Consider the following 16,670-nt stretch of genomic DNA (forward strand, 5'->3'; position numbering starts at 1 on the left):
CGCGGTGTGTGACGCTGGTGCGGACTCAGCCGCGGGTGCGGCGACGGAGCCTGCCGGCGAGGCGGGAGAGCCCCAGCAGCAGGAACCCGAGGGCCACCAGGCCCGCCGCGGTGCCGGCGATCGGGACGACGTCCGCGCCGGTCCAGGCCAGGTCACCGGTGCCGTTGCCGTTGCCGGAGCCTCCGATCCCGGCGCCGGAGCCGTTCCCGGAGCCACCACCGATGCCGTTGCCGGTGCCGGTGCCGGAGCCGCCGCCGGTCCCCGGCGCCCCGGGCAGACCGGGTGCACCCGGCGTTCCGGGGGTACCGGGGGTACCGGGCGTTCCGGGCGTCCCCGGGGTGCCGGGCGTGCCCGGCTCCTCCGGGTCGACGGCGTCGTCCATCACCATGACGCGGACCATCTGCGCCTGCGAGGTGGACCCGCCGACCGACTGGGTGACCCGCAGTGTGTGCCCGCCGACCGGCAGCGCCACCATGACCCACCACTCGCCGTCCTCGTCGGCCGTCGTGGCGACCGCGTCGCGGCCCATCGGCTGCACGGTGACGGTCGCGCCGGGCTCGGCGGTGCCCGTGACCATCAGGTCGTGGTCACCGTCCTCGTCCGCCATGTACTGCGAACCCGGTGTCGGCGAGGTGACCGTGAGCGGCTCCAGGGTGTCGACCACGATCGGCACCCGGGGCGCCGCCGAGGTCGTGCCGTTCACCGACTGCGTGGCGCTGATCGTCCACTCCCCCTCGGGGACGCGCTCGAACACGACGCTCCACGCGCCCTCGTCGTCGGCGGTGGTGGTGCGGACCTGCCCGGTGGACAGGGTCACCGTCACCGCGGCGCCGGGGGTGGCCTGACCGGTCACCGTGAACGAGCCGGTGTCACCGAAGCCCTCCGCCGGGATCAGCTGCCCGGGGTCGGGGCTCGTGATGACGATCCCCGTCTCCTGCGCGGCCACGACCGACACGTCGGCGGTCACCGGGTCGGAGGTCCGACCGCCGACCGTCTGCGTCACCGACACCGTGTGGTCCCCGAGGGGGACGCCACCGATCGTGACCGTCCACGAGCCGTCGTCACCGGCGGTCGTCGTGGCGGTCCGGCCGTCGACGTCGACCGTGACGGTCGCTCCGGGCTCGGCGGTGCCGCTCACCGGGACCGACGTCGTCGACCCCGTGGTCGGGAACGCCTGGCCGTCGGTCGGGCTCGAGATGACGACCGGCGTCGCGGCCGTCACGGTGAAGCCGACCTGCGGGGCGTCCGTGGTCGCACCGTCGACCGTCTGGCTGGCGGCGACGGTGTGGGTCCCTTCGTCGACGTCCGGCACCGTCACGGACCACGTACCGTCGTCGTCCGCGGTCGTGGTGACCGCGGTGCCGTCGTCGATGCGGACCGAGACGGCGGCGTTCGGTGCCGAGGTGCCGGTCACGCGGACGTCGGTCGAACCGCCGAGCACCCGGTAGTCGGCGCCGTCGGCCGGGCTGGTCACGACGATCGCGTCCGCGGCGGCGACCACGACGGTCACGTCGCGCTCGATCGCATCGGACGTCGTGCCGTTCACGACCTGGGTGACGACGAGCGTGTGCTCGCCCGCCGGCACGTCGACCAGTGTGGTCTCCCACCGTCCGTCCGTGCCGACACGGACCACGACCGGGTCGGCGTCGTCGAGGACGACACGGACCGTCGCGCCGGGCTGGCCCTCGCCGCCGACCGGGACGGTCGCGGTGGGGTCGGTGCTCGGCACGGTGAACGTGGTGTCGTCCGCCGGGGCGGTGACCGTCAGCGCCGCACCGGGTGCGACGGTGAAGGTGCTGCGCACCGCTGCGGACGTCGAGCCGTCGACCGTCTGGGTCGCACGGATCGTGTGCTCGCCGACGGCGGTGTCCGGCAGGTCGACGCTCCAGGTGCCGGCGTCGGTCGCGGTCACGGTCCGGGCGTCGCCGCCGTCGATCGTGACACGGACCTCGGCACCGGGCTCGGCGGCCCCCGCGGCGGTGAGGGTCGCGACGGAGTCGCGCTGGGCGACCCGGATCGTGGCGCCGTCCGCCGGGGTGGCGATCGTGACCGGGTCGGCGACGAGGACGCGGACGTCCACCGTCACCGGCGCGGACTCGGTGTCGTCGATGCGCTGCGTGACGCTGACGGTCGTGGTGCCGGCCGGCACACCGGGGACCGAGACGCTCCACGCGCCGTCGTCGTCCACGGTGGTCGACTCGGTGCGACCGTCGCCCAGGTCGACCACGATGGTCGCGCCCGGCTCGGCGGTGCCGGCGACGTCGACCGTCGTCGTGCCGTCCCCGTCGGCGACCGTGTACTCCTGGTCGGCCGTCGGCTCGGTGACGACGACGGGTGCGCCCGCCTCGATCTCGAACGTCGTCTCGACCGGTGTGGTCGAGGTCGAGCCGTTCACGGTCTGCGTCACCTCGACGGTGTGCTCACCGACACCGAGGTCCGGCACGTCGACGCTCCACGAGCCGTCGTCGCCGGCGGTGACCTCGACGGGATCACGGTCATCGACGGTGACCGTCACCGTGGCGCCGGGCTGGGCGTCACCGGCAACCGTCACGGTCGTCGTCGCGTCGCCGTCTGCCACCGTGATCGGGTCGTCACCGGGCTCACGGATGGTGAGGTCGGCAGCGGCGACCACGGACACCGGTCGTTCGACCGCCGCACTCGTGGTGCCGTTCACGGCCTGCGTGACCGAGGCCGTGAACGAGCCGGTCGGCACGTCCTCGACCGTGGTCGCCCAGCGGCCGTCCTCGTCCACGGTCGCCGTGGCGGTCCCGCCGTCGCCGAGGTCGACCGTGACGGTCGCGCCCGGCTCACCGGTACCGGCGAAGTCGACCCCGGTGGTGGCGTCGTCGTCCGCCACCGTCACGGTGGTGGCACCCCGCGGGGTGGAGACGACGAGCGGGGCTCCGGCACGGACCGACACCGCCGCCGTCACCGGCGTCGAGGTCTGCCCGCCGACGACCTGCGTCGCGGTGACGCGGTGGTCACCGACCGGGACGCCCTGGAAGGTGGTCTCCCACCGGCCGTCCTCGTCCGCCGTCACCGTCTCGGACTCGCCGGTCGAGATCCGGACCGTCACCTCGGCGTCGGGTTGGGCGCGACCGGTCACCTCGACGTCGGCGGTGCCGGACGTGTCGGCGACCGTCAGGACGTCGCCGTCCTCCGGGGTCTCGATGGCGAGCGCGGTTCCGGCCCGCACCGTGACGGTCTGGTCCGGGCTGGAGGCGGTGGTCCCGCCGACCGTCTGGCTGGCGGTGAGCGTCGGGGTGCCGACACCGACCCCACCGAACGTGACCGTCCAGTCGCCGTCCGCGTCCGCGGTGGTGGTCGCCTCGTCGTCGCCGAGTCGCACCGTCACCGGTGCGCCCGGCTCGGCCGAGCCCGTGACGACGACGTCGCGCGTCGCGTCGGCGTCCGGCACGAGGAGGACCACGTCGGTCTCCGGTGCGGTGATCGTGACGGCGTCGGCGGCCTCGATCGCGACCGTGCGCTCGACCGGGTCGGAGGTGCGCGGGTCGGAGACGGTGCCGGGCAGGGTCTGGGTGACCGTGACCTGGTGCTCGTCGACCCCGAGGTCGGGGAACGTGACCGACCACGTGCCGTCGGCACCGACCGTCGTCTCCTGGTCCTCGGAGCCGGCGAGGGTCGCGGTGACCGCGGCGCCGGGCTGGCCGGTGCCGGTGACCGTGACGTCGCGCTCGACGTCCGGTCCGGCGACCGTGATCGGGTCCGTGTCCGGACCGGTGATCGTCAGCGCGTTGGCCGTGACGACCTCGAAGGTGATCGGGACGGCGCTCGTGACGACGTCCTCGACCTCCTGGCTGGCCGACGCCGTGTACACGCCGGTCGGGGCGAGACCGGTCGCGTCGACCGCCCAGCGTCCGTCGTCGCCGGCCGTGGTGGTGAACCGGGTGCCGGGTCCGACCGACACGGTCACCGCGGCGCCGGGCTCGGCCGTGCCGGTGATCCGGACGGTCGCGGTGGCGTCGGCGTCGACCACGACGAAGCGTGCGCCGCTCGCCGGGGTGTCGATGACGATGGCGTTGCCGGGGACCACGGTGAAGTCACGCGTGACCACCGGGCCGTCGGTGCCGTTCACGGTCTGCACGGCCTCGACGGTGTGCTCGCCGATGCCGAGCTGCGTGGTCGGGAGCTCCCAGTTGCCGGCCGTGTCCGTGACGACCTCGACGGGGTCGCCCTCGTCGATCGTGACGGCGACGGTCGCGCCGGGCTCCGCGGTGCCGCGGACGACCACGTTGGCCTCACCGCCGGTGCCGGCGGGCACCTGCTGGGCGTCACCCGGTGCCACGATGACGAGCTCGTCGCCGGCCTCGACCGCGAAGTCACGGTCGACCGGTGCCGAGGTCGCACCGTCTACGGTCTGGGTGACCGTCGCGGTGTGGTCGCCGGTCCCGACGTCCGACAGGACCACCGACCAGGCGCCCTGCGGGCTCGCCGTCGTGGACACCGCGTCGCCGTCGTCCAGGACGACCTCGACGCGGGCGCCGGGCTGGGCGGTGCCCCGCACGGTGACGTCGACGACGGAGTCGTCGGTCGCGACCGTGACGGTGGCGTCCTGCGCCGGAGCGGTGACGGCGAGCGGGGCGCCCGACTGCACCGTGACGACCTGGCGGACGGCCGGCGAGGTGGTCCCGCCGACGGTCTGCGTGGCCGAGATCGTGTACCGACCGACGGGGACGTCCGTGACGGTCAGCGTCCAGGTGCCGTCGTCGTCGGCCGTCGTGGTGGCGGTCAGCCCGTCGCCGAGCGAGACCCGCACCTCGGCGCCGGCCTCGGCCGTGCCGGCCAGGCCGAGGTCGGTGGTGGTGTCGGCGTCGAGGACGGTGATGACAGCACCGTCGTCGGGCGAGGTGATCGTGAGCGGGTCGCCCGCCTCCACGGTGAAGGTGGTCTCCACCGGGCCGGACGTGGTGCCGTCGACGCTCTGGCGCGCCGTGACGGTGCGCTCCCCGACCGGGACGTCGGCGAAGGTCGTCGTCCAGGCACCGTCCTCGTCCGCGGTCACCGCGGCCGTGAAGGAACCACCGATGCCGACGGTGACCCGGGCGTTCGGGGCGGCCGAACCGGACACCGTCACCGGGGTGGTCGAGCTCTCGTCGGCGACGGTGATGGTGCTGCCGTCGGCCGGCTCGTCGATGGTGAGCGCGGGGGCCGCCGTCACCGTGAAGTCGCGGGTGACCGGGGCGCTCGTGGTGCCGCCGACGGTCTGGGTGACCTCGGCCGAGTACTCCCCGGCCGGGACGTCCGTGACGCTCGTCGACCAGGTGCCGTCGGCGTTCGCGCGGGTGGTGGCGGTCAGGCCGTCACCGAGGTCGACCTCCACGCGGGCGCCGGCCTGTGCGCTGCCGGAGAACGGGACGGACCGGGTGTCGCCAGCGAGCGGGAAGTCCTGGTCGGCCGTGGGGCTGTCGACGGTCAGGCCGGCCGCGGCCACGACCCGGAAGGACCGGGTCACGGGTGCCGAGGTCGTGTCGCCGACGGTCTGCGTGACGCTCGCCGTCTGCTCGCCCACCGGGACCTCGGGGACGGTGACGCTCCAGGCGCCGGCGTCGTCCGCCGTGCCCGTCGCGGTCACGCCGCCGCCCAGGTCGACGCTGATGCGCGCGTTGGCCGTCGCGGTGCCCGTCAGGGTGACCGGGGCGGTCTCCCCCGTCGTCGTGAAGGTCTGACCGGCCGTGGGGGTGGTGATCGTCAGGGCGCGCTGGGCGACGACGGAGAAGTCCTGCGTCGCGGTGCCGGCCGCGGTGCCGCCGACCGTCTGGGTCGCGGTCGCGGTGTACGCACCGGTGGGGACGTCGGCGATGGTCGTCGTCCAGGTCCCGTCGGCAGCGACGGTCGCGGCGCCGGTCCGGTCCCCGCCGAGGCTCACGGCCACGGCGGCACCGGGCTCGCCGGCCCCGCTCACGACGACGCTGCGGGTGGAGGTCGCCGACGGCACGGTCAACTGCTGTCCGGCCGTGGGCGCCGTGATGGTCGGGGCCGCGAACGCCGCGGCGCGCACGGTCGAGGTGGCGAGGTCCACGGTGGCGACGTTCGCCCCGGGGAGCACGGAGAGCCGCAGGGCGTGCACGCTCCGCGATCCGGGGTCGTACCCGCGGGGGTCGCGGAAGCCCGTGGTGTCCTGCGCGTTCACGGTGAGGTCGACGACCTGACGGAGCAGCAGCACGACGGGGCTCAGCAGGGTGGAGACGGCCGAGGTCGTCGCGGTGAGCGTCGTGCCGAGGTTCGTCAGGGCCGTGCCCGTCACCAGGGGACGCACGATGGTCTGCAGTGCCGGGATGACGACGGTGTTGACCGCCGGGGCGAGCAGGGTGCCGAGCGCGTTCAGGCCGAGGGGGCCACCGGTCGCCGTCACCGTCGCGGTGGCGGGGGACGTGCCGGCGAGGGCGCCGAGCGTGGTGTCCGCGCGCAGCGCGAGTCCGGCGAGCGGGAGGCCTGCCGCGTTGACGTTCGCGGTGACGTTCACCCGCACGGCGGTCGAGTTGACCGTGTTCACGACCGCCGTCTGCAGTGCCGTCGGCAGCTGCGTGCCGAGGATCGTCGTGATGCTCCGGTTGATCGAGCTCACGGCCGCCTCGGTCAGCACCGAGGTGTTCGCGGGTTGGCCGTTCAGCGTGGTGAGCCGGTCGAGGTCGACGGTGATCGCGCCGGTCGACGGGGTGATCGTCACCGCACCGTCCGTGAGTGGCTGCTGCAGCACACGGGTCAAGGTGTCGTCGAGGTTCAGGTCGACGGTCGCGGTGACCGTCGTGCCGTTGACGTTCACGAGGCCGAGGCTCGTCGTGCGCAGGAGCCGCTGCAGCTCGCTCGTCAGCGCCGTGGTCGTGCCGGACAGCGCGCCGTCGGCACCGACCGCGGAGTTCACCGTGCCCGAGAAGGTGCGCAGGTCGTTCCGGAGCGCAGTGCTGAGTCCAGCGACCGCCGGGCTCGTCAGGTTCAGGTCCGCCCCGGCGATCCGGTAGTCCGTCGTCGTCCCGACCGTGGTGCCGCGCGTCGCCTGGATCCGGGACGCCAGGGCCCCGACCCGCAGCTGCGCGTTCGACAGCACCGTGGTGTCGGCGCCGACGCGCGAGAACAGCGGGTTGAGGTTGACGGTGGCCGCGCCGGTGCCGGATCCCGTGCCGACCCCGATGCCGCCGTCGTTCGTCAGGAGCCCCGACGACGCGGTCGCGCCCGTGGCCGAGGTCGTGGCGTACTGACCGTCGACGCCGAGGGTCAGGATGCCGTTCGGGCCGAGCAGGTTGACGTCGTTGCCGAGGTCGACCCCGACCGCGTTGAGCGCCGTCAGGTTGAGCGGCTGGTTCGTGGTGCCGCCGCCCGAGGTCGCGCCCCGCGCGGAGTACGCACCGCCGAGCTGGGCGATCGCGTCGGCGTTCACGATGCCGGAGCCGCTGAGCAGCAGCCCCTCGGCCTCGGCGACGTCGGTCTGGGCGGCCGCAGCGGGTTGGATCGCCACGGTGGCGGCGATGAGCGCCGTCACCGTGGCGACGACGCCGCCGCGCAGGAGGAGCCGCCGACCGTCCGTCGCTCGTCCTCGAGCTCGGCCGTCGGCGCGGGTGATCCGTCGTGTCCGTTCGTCCGCTGCGGAGGGTACGGGGGTACCGAGCAGCGACGCGTGCCTGCGCATGCGTGTCTCTTTTCCTGGCGGGCGCGCCCGCCACCTGATCCTCGGAATCCACCGCTGGTGAGGCGGTGGAGGCTCCCCCGCTGGTGAGGCGGTGGAGGTTCGGGACCCTGGTTGGGGGTTCCTGAGGCAGATCTTTACACATGATCAGGAAGCTGTCCGCAAGCGGCGACGAAAAAGAACGAGAGACCTCCCGAACGGGGGGCCTCGCCGGGGAGCCGCCTCGACCCGGAACGAAGAAGACTCCTCACGCACCCGCCAGAGCCCGGTTACCCTTGCTGCGTTTCCGCCCTGGGGGAGTTGGCCTGGATGGCGTCACGTGAGGAGCCGCCGAGAAGTCTACCGGACGCGACGGGCAGACTCGAACACATGAAGATCGCCATCGCCGGAGGACACGGCCAGATCGCCCTGCTCCTCGCCCGCCAGATCACCGACGCCGGCCACGACGCCGTCGCGATCGTCCGCAACCCCGCGCACGTGGCCGACGTCGAGCAACAGGGGGCGCGTGCGATCGTCGCCGACCTGGAGCAGCTCGGCGACGACGACCTGGCGCTCCGCCTGCGCGGTGTCGATGCGGTGGTGTTCGCCGCCGGTGCCGGGCCGAACAGCGGCGCCGAGCGGAAGCTGACCGTCGACCGTGACGGTGCGATCCTGCTCGCCGACGCCGCCGAACGTGCCGGCATCGAGCGGTACGTGATGATCTCCGCGATGGCCGCCGACACCTACGACCCCGAGCTCGCCGTCGTGCCCGCGCAGGACGACGCCGCGGTGTTCCAGGTCTACCTGCGGGCGAAGGCCGAAGCGGACGCGAACCTGCGGGCCCGACGCCTCCGCTGGACGATCGTACGTCCCGGCGGCCTGCTCGACACGCCGCCGCAGGGCACCGTCCACGTCGGCCGGACCGTGCCTCGCGGCTCGATCCCACGGGCGGACGTCGCGACCGTCGTCCTGCACGCCCTGCTCGACGACGCCGCGGTCGGCGTGCAGTTCGAGGTCACCAGCGGCGACACCCCGATCCCGGCGGCGCTGAACGCGCTCGCCTGACCGGTCCGCGCGGCGCGCACCGTGCGCGCTTCGTCCACCCCGTGCGAGCTCCTCGCCGACGGTGCCGGGCCGCGCACCGTGCGCATCTACTCACCCCGTGCGGACTTCCACGCCCCGTGCCGCGCTGCAAGCGCGCACCCAGCAGCCAGCCCCGCACTCACCGACGAATGCTGCACCGTGCCGCCGCGACGTGACCCACGGACGGACGGGAGGCACGGAGCCAGCCCGCCCCGCGCCTCCCGTCCGCACCGTGCCCACCTGCACACCCCGTGCGGACTTCCACGCCCCGTGCCGCGCTGCAAGCGCGCACCCAGCAGTCAGCCCCGCACCAGCCCACGAACGCCACACCGTGCCACCGCGACGCGAGGCGACGCGACGCCACGCGTCAGAGCGCGACCGCAGCCGACTGCCGGGCGATCTCGAGCTCCTCGTTCGTCGGGATCACGAGCACCGCGACCCGTGAGCCGTCGGTGGAGATGCGGCGGGCGTCCCGCGACGCCAGCTCGTTGCGGTCCGGATCGATCTCGATGCCCAGGTGCTCGAGCCCCGCGAGCACGCGCCGCCGCAGCAGCGCGTTGTTCTCGCCGACCCCCGCGGTGAACACGACCGCGTCGAGCCCGCCGAGCTGCGCCGTGTAGGCGCCCACGTAGCGACGGATGCGGTGGCGGTACACGGCGAGCGCCGCCTCCGCCTGCTCGTCGCCCTTGGTGGCGGCGTCCTGCACGTCCCGCATGTCGCCGTTGCCGGTCAGGCCGAGCAGACCGGACCGCTTGTTGAGCATCGTGTCGAGCTCGTCGAAGGTCATCCCGGCCTCGCGGTGCAGGTGGATGAGCACCGCGGGGTCGAGGTCGCCGGAGCGGGTGCCCATGACGAGTCCCTCGAGCGGCGTGAGCCCCATCGAGGTCTCGATGGACCTCCCGCCGTCGATCGCCGCGACCGAGGCACCGTTGCCCAGGTGCAGCACGATCGTCTTGAGCTCGGCGAGCGGCCGGTCGAGGAACTCCGCGGCCTGCTCGGAGACGTACTTGTGGCTGGTGCCGTGCATGCCGTAGCGGCGGATCCCGTACTCGGCGGCCAGGTCGGCGGGGATCGCGTACGTGTACGCGTGCGGCGGCATCGTCTGGTGGAACGCGGTGTCGAACACGGCGACGTGCGGGACGTCCGAGAAGACCTGCTTCGCGGCACGGATCCCCTCGAGGTTCGCGGGGTTGTGCAGCGGCGCGAGGCTGTTGAGGTCCTCGATCTGCTGCTCGACCTGGTCCGTGACGACCGTCGCGCGGTCGAAGGTGGTGCCGCCGTGCACGACGCGATGGCCGACGACGGCGGGCGGGTGCTCCTCGAACGACGGGCCCACCTTCGCGAACGCGTCGATCATCGCCTGGAACCCGGCCGCGTGGTCGGGCACCGACGCGGCGTCGTTGGACGACGACTCCCCCGTCAGCGCGTTGGTGTGCTTCCAGGCCCCGGCAGACTCGCCGATGCGCTCGACGAGCCCGGAGGCGAGCGTGCGCTCGTCCTCGAGTTCGATGAGCTGGTACTTGAACGAACTCGAGCCGGAGTTGACGACGAGGGCTGCGGTCACGGGGTGGTCACTTTCTGTCGGGCCTGGAGGCGCGGTGCGGGTCGGGCGGGTCAGGCCGCGTCGGTCGCGGTGCCGGCCTGGATCGCGGTGATCGCGACGGTGTTCACGATGTCGCCCACCAGGGCGCCGCGCGACAGGTCGTTGATCGGCTTGCGCAGGCCCTGCAGGACCGGGCCGATCGCCACGGCGCCGGCCGAGCGCTGCACGGCCTTGTACGTGTTGTTGCCGGTGTTGAGGTCCGGGAAGATGAACACCGTCGCCCGACCCGCGACCGGGGAGCCCGGCATCTTGGTCGACGCGACCGTGGGGTCGGCTGCTGCGTCGTACTGGATCGGGCCCTCGACGAGCAGGTCGGGCCGGCGTTCCCGCACGAACGCGGTGCCGGCGCGCACCTTGTCGACGTCGGCGCCGGAGCCGCTGTCGCCGGTGGAGTAGCTGAGCATCGCGACGCGGGGGTCGATGCCGAACTGGGTCGCGGTCTCGGCGGACGAGATCGCGATGTCGGCGAGCTGCTCGCTCGTCGGGTCCGGGATCACCGCGCAGTCGCCGTAGACGAGCACGCGGTCGGCGAGCGCCATCAGGAACACGCTCGACACGATCGAGGTGTCCGGGCGGGTCTTGATGATCTCGAACGACGGCCGGATGGTGTGTGCCGTGGTGTGCTTCGCGCCGGAGACCATGCCGTCGGCGAGCCCGAGCTGCACCATCATCGTGCCGAAGTACGAGACGTCGGTGACGGTGTCGCGGGCGAGCTCGATGGACATCCCCTTGTGGGCGCGGAGCCGGGTGTACTCCTCGGCGAAGCGTTCCCGCAGCTCGGGGTCGAACGGCGAGACGAGCTGCGCGGCCTCGAGGTCGAGGCCGAGCTCGGTCGCCCGCGTGCGGATGGCGGCGGGGTCGCCGAGGATCGTGAGCTCGCAGACCTGGCGCTGCAGCAGGGTGGAGGCGGCACGGAGGATGCGGTCGTCCTCGCCCTCGGGCAGGACGATCCGCTTGCCGTAGCTGCGGGCCCGGTCGAGCAGACCGTGCTCGAACATGAGCGGCGTGACGACCCCGGAGGGGGCGAGCTGCAGCCGGTCGCGCAGTGCCTCGGCGTCGACGTGCTGCTCGAACAGCGCGAGCGCGAGGTCGGCCTTCCGGGGCGAGTCGGCGGCCAGACGGCCACGGGTCTGGGTGATCCGGAGGGCGGTGTCGTACGTGCCGAGGTCGTTCTGCGCGATCGGCAGCGAGCTCGACAGGCCCTCGAGCAGCCGGGACACCTGCGGTGCGATCTCGAACCCGCCGTTCAGGATGACGCCGGCCAGGCTCGGGAACGTCTCGGACTGGTTGGCGAGGAGCGTGGCGATGAGGACGTCGCTCCGGTCACCGGGGACGACGACGATGCCGCCCTCGATCAGCCGGGGCAGCACGTTCTCCATGCTCATGCCCGCGACGACGGTGCCGAGGGCCTCACGGTCGAGCAGGGCGTCGTCACCGCGGACCAGGGTGGCGCCGGTGGCCTGCAGCAGGGCGCGGACCGTCGGGGCGACGAGCACGCGGTCCTCGGGGATCGCCCACACCGGGACGTCCGGGTGGTCGTCGTGCACGGCCTGCTCGACGCTCGTCACGATGGCGGCGAGGGCATCCGGGTCGGCACGGTTCACCACGACGCCGAACAGCTGCGCGTGTGCCGCCCGCAGCTCGCTGGTCGTGACGTCCGCCACCTGCGCCATGCCCTCGGGGGTGCGGGCCGCGCGTTCGGCGGCGTCGCGGCCACCCAGCACGAGGAGCACCGGAGCGCCGAGGTTCGCGGCGACCTTCGCGTTGAAGGAGAGCTCGGTGGGGCTGCCGACGTCGGTGTAGTCGGAGCCGAGCACCACGACGGCGTCGCACTGCCGCTCGACCTGGGCGAACCGGGTGACGATGGTGCCGAGCGCCGCCTCGGGGTCGGCGTGCACGTCGTCGTAGGTGACCCCGACCGCGTCGTCGTACGAGATGCCGACGGCCGTGTGCTGCAGCAGCAGCTCGAGTACGTAATCGGGTTCGACGACCGAGCGGGCGACGGGCCGGAACACGCCGACGCGGCCGACGGACCGGGCGAGGGTCTCGAGGACACCGAGGGCGACGGTGCTCTTGCCCGTGTGCCCTTCTGCTGACGTGATGTAGATGCGGGTCGACACGACGCCCAGGGTAGTCGCCGGACATGTCACGACATCTGGGAGCACCGGCGCCGACGACACGCGGTCGTGAGCACCGCGCAGAACCTGTACCATTGGGTGTCGCCGTCGCGAGACGGTGTCAGGAGAATTCGCCTAGTGGCCTATGGCGCACGCTTGGAAAGCGTGTTGGGTGCAAGCCCTCGGGGGTTCGAATCCCCCATTCTCCGCAGCGAGCAGGACAGAACCACCCACGAAGGACCCGCACCGGTCGGTGCGGGTCCTTCGTCGTTCCACGAGGCGGTGTCCGTCACGGGCGGTGTTGATTCGGGCGCAGCGGTCCCCCACCCTGCGGACGAGCGCGTGCCCTGTTCCCCCTCGGTTGGCCGGGAAACGCCGACCAGGGGTGGAACGGGCTGTCCCCGGTACCCGCCGGTCGCCTATGCTGGCCGAGCGAACGGCTCCGGGACGAGCCGACCGCGGTGCATCGAGCGGCAGGGGCGTCGCTCGGAGGGCGTGCTGATCAGCGTGCCCGGAACACCCGAGGGGACGAGGAGACGCGCCATGGGGGACACCACCGTGCCCGCAGTACCCGTGCGGCCCGCCGTCTTCGACACGGTCCTCCGTCCGCGCCGGTCCCTCGTCCGTTCCACCGCGCTGAGCATCGCATTCTCGGCCGTGCCGCTCGCCGTCGCCCTGGTCTGGGTCTCGTTCCCGTTCCGCACGTGGGCCGTGTTCGCCGGCATCGTCGTCGCGATGGCCGCTGCCGTCGGCATCGTGTTCGTCCGACTGCACACCGCGTTCATCGGGATCGACGACGACGGCCTGACGATCCGTGGCGTCCTCACGGCGCACCGCCGGATCCCCCGTGACCGGGTGCACAGCCTGGTGCTCGCCACGACCTTCGGCTCGTCGGTGGACCGGACCGTGCGGGAACTCGTCGCGTTCGACCGGACCGGCACCCACCTCTTCCGGCTCCGTGCCGACGTGTGGGGTGACGACGGGCTCGACCGGATCGTCGACGCCCTCGGCGTGCAGGTCGTCGAGGAGGCCCGGCCGGTCTCCGCCCGCACCTTCGCGAAGCGCTACCCGACGAGCCGCGCCTGGTACGAGCAGCGGTCGGCGTTCCTGCTCGTCGGCGGCCTCGTCGTGCTCGTCGTCGGTGGGCTGCTCGCCGTCGAGTTCGCCGGCCTCAACGCCCGCTGACCGACCGGCGGGACCCGCACCTCGGGCACCGCTGCGCCGTTGACCAGGGCACCGAGTTCGATCGCGCCGCCGTCGACGGCGCAGCCGTCACGGATCGCCGAGACCGCGTCCGGTCCGAGCGGGCCGGCGTCGCCACGGACGGGAGGCGCGGTGCCGGTCGCCGCCGACGCCACCGGATCCGCGGCGGTCGCCTCGACCGCCGCGGCAGGGGTGGGAGGAGCCGGTGCGGCTGCAGGGGCGGGCTCCGCGTCGGGCGCGAGCCGCGCCTCCAGGCCGGTGGGCGGCGGGGACCCGACGACCGCGGGTCCCGCGTCGGCGGCGAGCTCCGTCTGCGCCTCCACCGCCAGGGCGGCGGCGAGGCCCGAGACGGTCCGTGTCGTCAGTGCGTGAGCGCGGGGACCGTCCGCGGGCGGACCACGATCCAGAGCATCAGGATCGCGACGGCGGCGGTCGACGCCATCACCATCGCCATCGGGGTGGCCGTCGTGATGCCGAGCCAGCCGACCACCGGCGAGATGAGCCCGGCGACGCCGAAGTTCAGGGCACCGAGCACCGAGGCGGCGGTCCCCGCTTCCTTCCCGTGGGCAGCGAGACCGATGACCTGGACGAGCGGGAACGAGAACCCGCACGCGGCGATGAAGAACCAGAGGGGCACGAGCACGCCGACCAGACCGGCACCGAGCTGGTAGAGGACGATGATCGCGATCGATGCCAGCAGCAGGGTCGCCGTGGAGCACGCCAGGATCCACTGCGGACCCACCCGCTGGGCGAGCCGCGACGAGATCTGCACGCCGAGGACGACCCCGACGGAGTTGACGGCGAAGAGCAGCCCGTACTGCTGCGCGTCGAGCCCGTAGACCTGCTGGAACAGGAACGGCGATGCGCTGAGGTACGAGAACAGACCGCTGAACACCATGGCGCCGATGAGCGCGACGCCGACGAAGATCCGGTCGGAGAACAGCGCCTTGTAGCGCTGGCCGATGGTGGAGTGCCCGGCCTCGTGCCGGCGGGCCGGCGGCAGGGTCTCGACGATGAGCAGGATCGAGGCGATGACCACTGCCAGGCCGTAGCAGGCGAGGAAGACGAAGATGCCGCGCCAGCTGGTGAACTGCAGCATCTGCGAACCGATGAGCGGCGCGAGGATCGGCGCGAGGCCGTTCACCATCGCCAGGCGGGACAGCATCCGCACCAGCGGCTTGCCGCCGAACAGGTCACGCACCGTCGCCATCGCGACGACACCACCGGCCGCAGCGCCCATGCCCTGCAGCACGCGGAACACCGCGAGCAGCTCGATGTCCGGCGCGGTCGCGGCACCGATCGACGCGGCGATGTGCACCGTCGTCGCGATGATCAGCGGCAGTCGGCGACCCACCTTGTCGCTCCACGGGCCGACCAGGAGCTGCCCGATGGCGAAGCCGAGCGTCGTCGCTGTGAGCGTCAGCTGGACCGCACCGTCGGTGACGCTGAACTGGTCCTTGATCGCCGGGAACGCCGGCAGGTACAGGTCGATCGTGAACGGACCGAGCGCCGTGAGGGCGCCCAGGACGAAGACGTAGACGAGTCGCTGCCCGCGGGAGAGCGAGTCTCCCGGGTGCAGGACGACCCGGAGCGAACCGGTGGTGGCGGGCGCGGTCACGAGACAGGAGTCCTTCGACGATGAGGGGGCGGGGGGGTGATCGCGGGTCGATCGAATCGATTCGTCCGCGGAACCATCCTACGGTCGCCGGTGCGTGCTCGGCGCCGCCGGTGCGGGCCGCCCGCGTGAAGCGGCTCGTGCTGCCCCTCGGCCGCGCGCGGACGATGCGGTAGCGTCGGGTTGCTCGGGGGCCTTCCGGGTGAAGCGGATCAGAAGGGGGTGGGCGTCATGGTGGATGCCCGGATCCTGCACACCACTGCAGCGCTGCGCGAGGCGATCCTGCGACTCGCCGCGGACCGACCGGTCTCGGAGATCACCGTCGCCGACGTCACGCGTGCCGCCGGCATCAACCGGGCCACGTTCTACTCGCACGCCGTCTCCCCCGGGTCGCTGCTCGCCGACGTCCTGACGCCGGAACTCGACCGCATCCGGCAGGACGACGCCGACGAGCGCCGAGCCGCCGCCGACCGGGGCGCCGGAGCGGACGAGCTCGCGGCCATCACCCGACGCGGCATCAACGCCGTCGTCGAGCACGTGACGACGCACCGTGACATCTACGGCAAGGCGCTGCCTGACCCGAACGACGCCTCGCTGCACCGGCTGCTCGTCGAGCACTTCACGGTGTCGAGCGCCCTGCACATCCGCGAGCTCGACCCCGCACACCGGCCCGACCTGCTCGACGACGTCGCCGCGGGGTTCGTGGCGCAGGGCTTCGTCGGGGCGATCGAGGCCTGGCTCGCCGGGCCCCGGCGGTCGCGGAAGGCGCTGGTCGAGACGATCACGCTGTCGTTCCCGGCGTGGTGGAGCTGAGCGGACCGTTCCTACTCGGCGTCCGTCGTGTCGCCGTCCGTCGGGTCGGTCTCCGGCTTCTCGCCGCGCTGCAGGGACTGCACGACGTCGACCGCCGTCGCCGCGGTGTCGGCATCGTCGCCCTCCGACGGCACGCGGTAGTCGGCGGACACCCCGTCGCCACCGGTGCCGGTCGCGGGCAGCGGATCGCCGAGGGACACCACGACGACCCCGGCGTCGTGGGCGGTCTGGATCACGCCGGTCAGTGCGGACGGTCGGGCGGCGTGCACGAGCAGGGCCTTGGCGCCCTTCCGCACGAGCTGGGCGACGGCGGTCCGCTGGGACGCCGCTGCACCCGATGCCGGAGCGACCCGGACGTCCGGCCGGAACCCGGCGTCGGTCAGGTCGGTGCGGAGCCGGTCGGCGAGGGCCGCGTCGTCGTGCACCAGGACGACACCGATCACGGCGTGCTGGTCGAAACCGCCGTCGGAGCTCGTCAGGTCGGTGCTCTGCACGGGTGTGGGGGCAGCCGACGTCGTGCCCTGGCACCCGGCCAGGGTCAGGGCCGCCGCCAGGGCGACGGTCACGGCGACGATGCGCAGCACGGTGGTCTCCTCTTCGGTCCGGTCTGCCACG

Annotated in this window: 8 protein-coding genes, 1 tRNA gene and 1 other RNA gene; 4 read left to right on the forward strand and 6 right to left on the reverse strand. The window is 73.1% G+C overall.

What is annotated here, in order from left to right:
- Positions 1-25: 25 nt before the first annotated feature.
- Both DEJ20_RS12715 and ffs read right to left on the reverse strand, forming a co-directional pair.
- A complete protein-coding gene (locus DEJ20_RS12715; protein ID WP_111235584.1) occupies positions 26-7,645 on the reverse strand; it encodes a choice-of-anchor G family protein in 7,620 nt (2,539 codons plus the stop codon).
- Positions 7,646-7,877: 232 nt separating this feature from the next.
- Positions 7,878-7,974, reverse strand: an RNA gene (gene ffs / locus DEJ20_RS12720) — signal recognition particle sRNA small type.
- Positions 7,975-8,011: 37 nt separating this feature from the next.
- Between ffs and DEJ20_RS12725 the strand changes: the two genes are divergently transcribed.
- Complete coding sequence (locus DEJ20_RS12725; protein WP_111235585.1) at positions 8,012-8,686, forward strand: SDR family oxidoreductase; 675 nt, start codon at positions 8,012-8,014, stop codon at positions 8,684-8,686.
- Positions 8,687-9,071: 385 nt separating this feature from the next.
- Here the strand turns inward: DEJ20_RS12725 and DEJ20_RS12730 are convergent, their stop codons facing one another.
- Together DEJ20_RS12730 and pta are read right to left on the reverse strand one after the other, a co-directional pair.
- Positions 9,072-10,268 carry an acetate/propionate family kinase gene (locus DEJ20_RS12730; RefSeq protein ID WP_111235586.1) on the reverse strand — a complete coding sequence of 399 codons (1,197 nt, stop codon included), beginning with the start codon at positions 10,266-10,268 and terminating at the stop codon, positions 9,072-9,074.
- 50 nt (positions 10,269-10,318) lie between these two features.
- Complete coding sequence (gene pta, locus DEJ20_RS12735; protein WP_111235587.1) at positions 10,319-12,427, reverse strand: phosphate acetyltransferase; 2,109 nt, start codon at positions 12,425-12,427, stop codon at positions 10,319-10,321.
- A gap of 121 nt (positions 12,428-12,548) precedes the next feature.
- Between pta and DEJ20_RS12740 the strand changes: the two genes are divergently transcribed.
- Both DEJ20_RS12740 and DEJ20_RS12745 read left to right on the forward strand, forming a co-directional pair.
- A tRNA-Ser gene (locus tag DEJ20_RS12740) sits at positions 12,549-12,633 on the forward strand.
- Between the two features lie 334 nt (positions 12,634-12,967).
- A complete protein-coding gene (locus tag DEJ20_RS12745; protein WP_111235588.1) occupies positions 12,968-13,609 on the forward strand; it encodes a YdbT family protein in 642 nt (213 codons plus the stop codon).
- A gap of 379 nt (positions 13,610-13,988) precedes the next feature.
- Here DEJ20_RS12745 and DEJ20_RS12750 read toward each other — a convergent pair whose 3' ends face one another.
- On the reverse strand, positions 13,989-15,245 hold the full coding sequence (locus DEJ20_RS12750; protein ID WP_111235589.1) for a multidrug effflux MFS transporter: 1,257 nt from the start codon (positions 15,243-15,245) through the stop codon (positions 13,989-13,991).
- A gap of 228 nt (positions 15,246-15,473) precedes the next feature.
- On the opposite strand from DEJ20_RS12750, the gene DEJ20_RS12755 reads away from it, so the two are divergent.
- Complete coding sequence (locus tag DEJ20_RS12755; RefSeq protein WP_138803833.1) at positions 15,474-16,055, forward strand: TetR/AcrR family transcriptional regulator; 582 nt, start codon at positions 15,474-15,476, stop codon at positions 16,053-16,055.
- Between the two features lie 11 nt (positions 16,056-16,066).
- Here the strand turns inward: DEJ20_RS12755 and DEJ20_RS12760 are convergent, their stop codons facing one another.
- A complete protein-coding gene (locus DEJ20_RS12760; RefSeq protein ID WP_111235590.1) occupies positions 16,067-16,669 on the reverse strand; it encodes a substrate-binding domain-containing protein in 603 nt (200 codons plus the stop codon).
- Position 16,670 lies beyond the last annotated feature (1 nt).

The organism is Curtobacterium sp. MCSS17_005 (assembly GCF_003234225.2).
Taxonomy (GTDB): domain Bacteria; phylum Actinomycetota; class Actinomycetes; order Actinomycetales; family Microbacteriaceae; genus Curtobacterium; species Curtobacterium flaccumfaciens.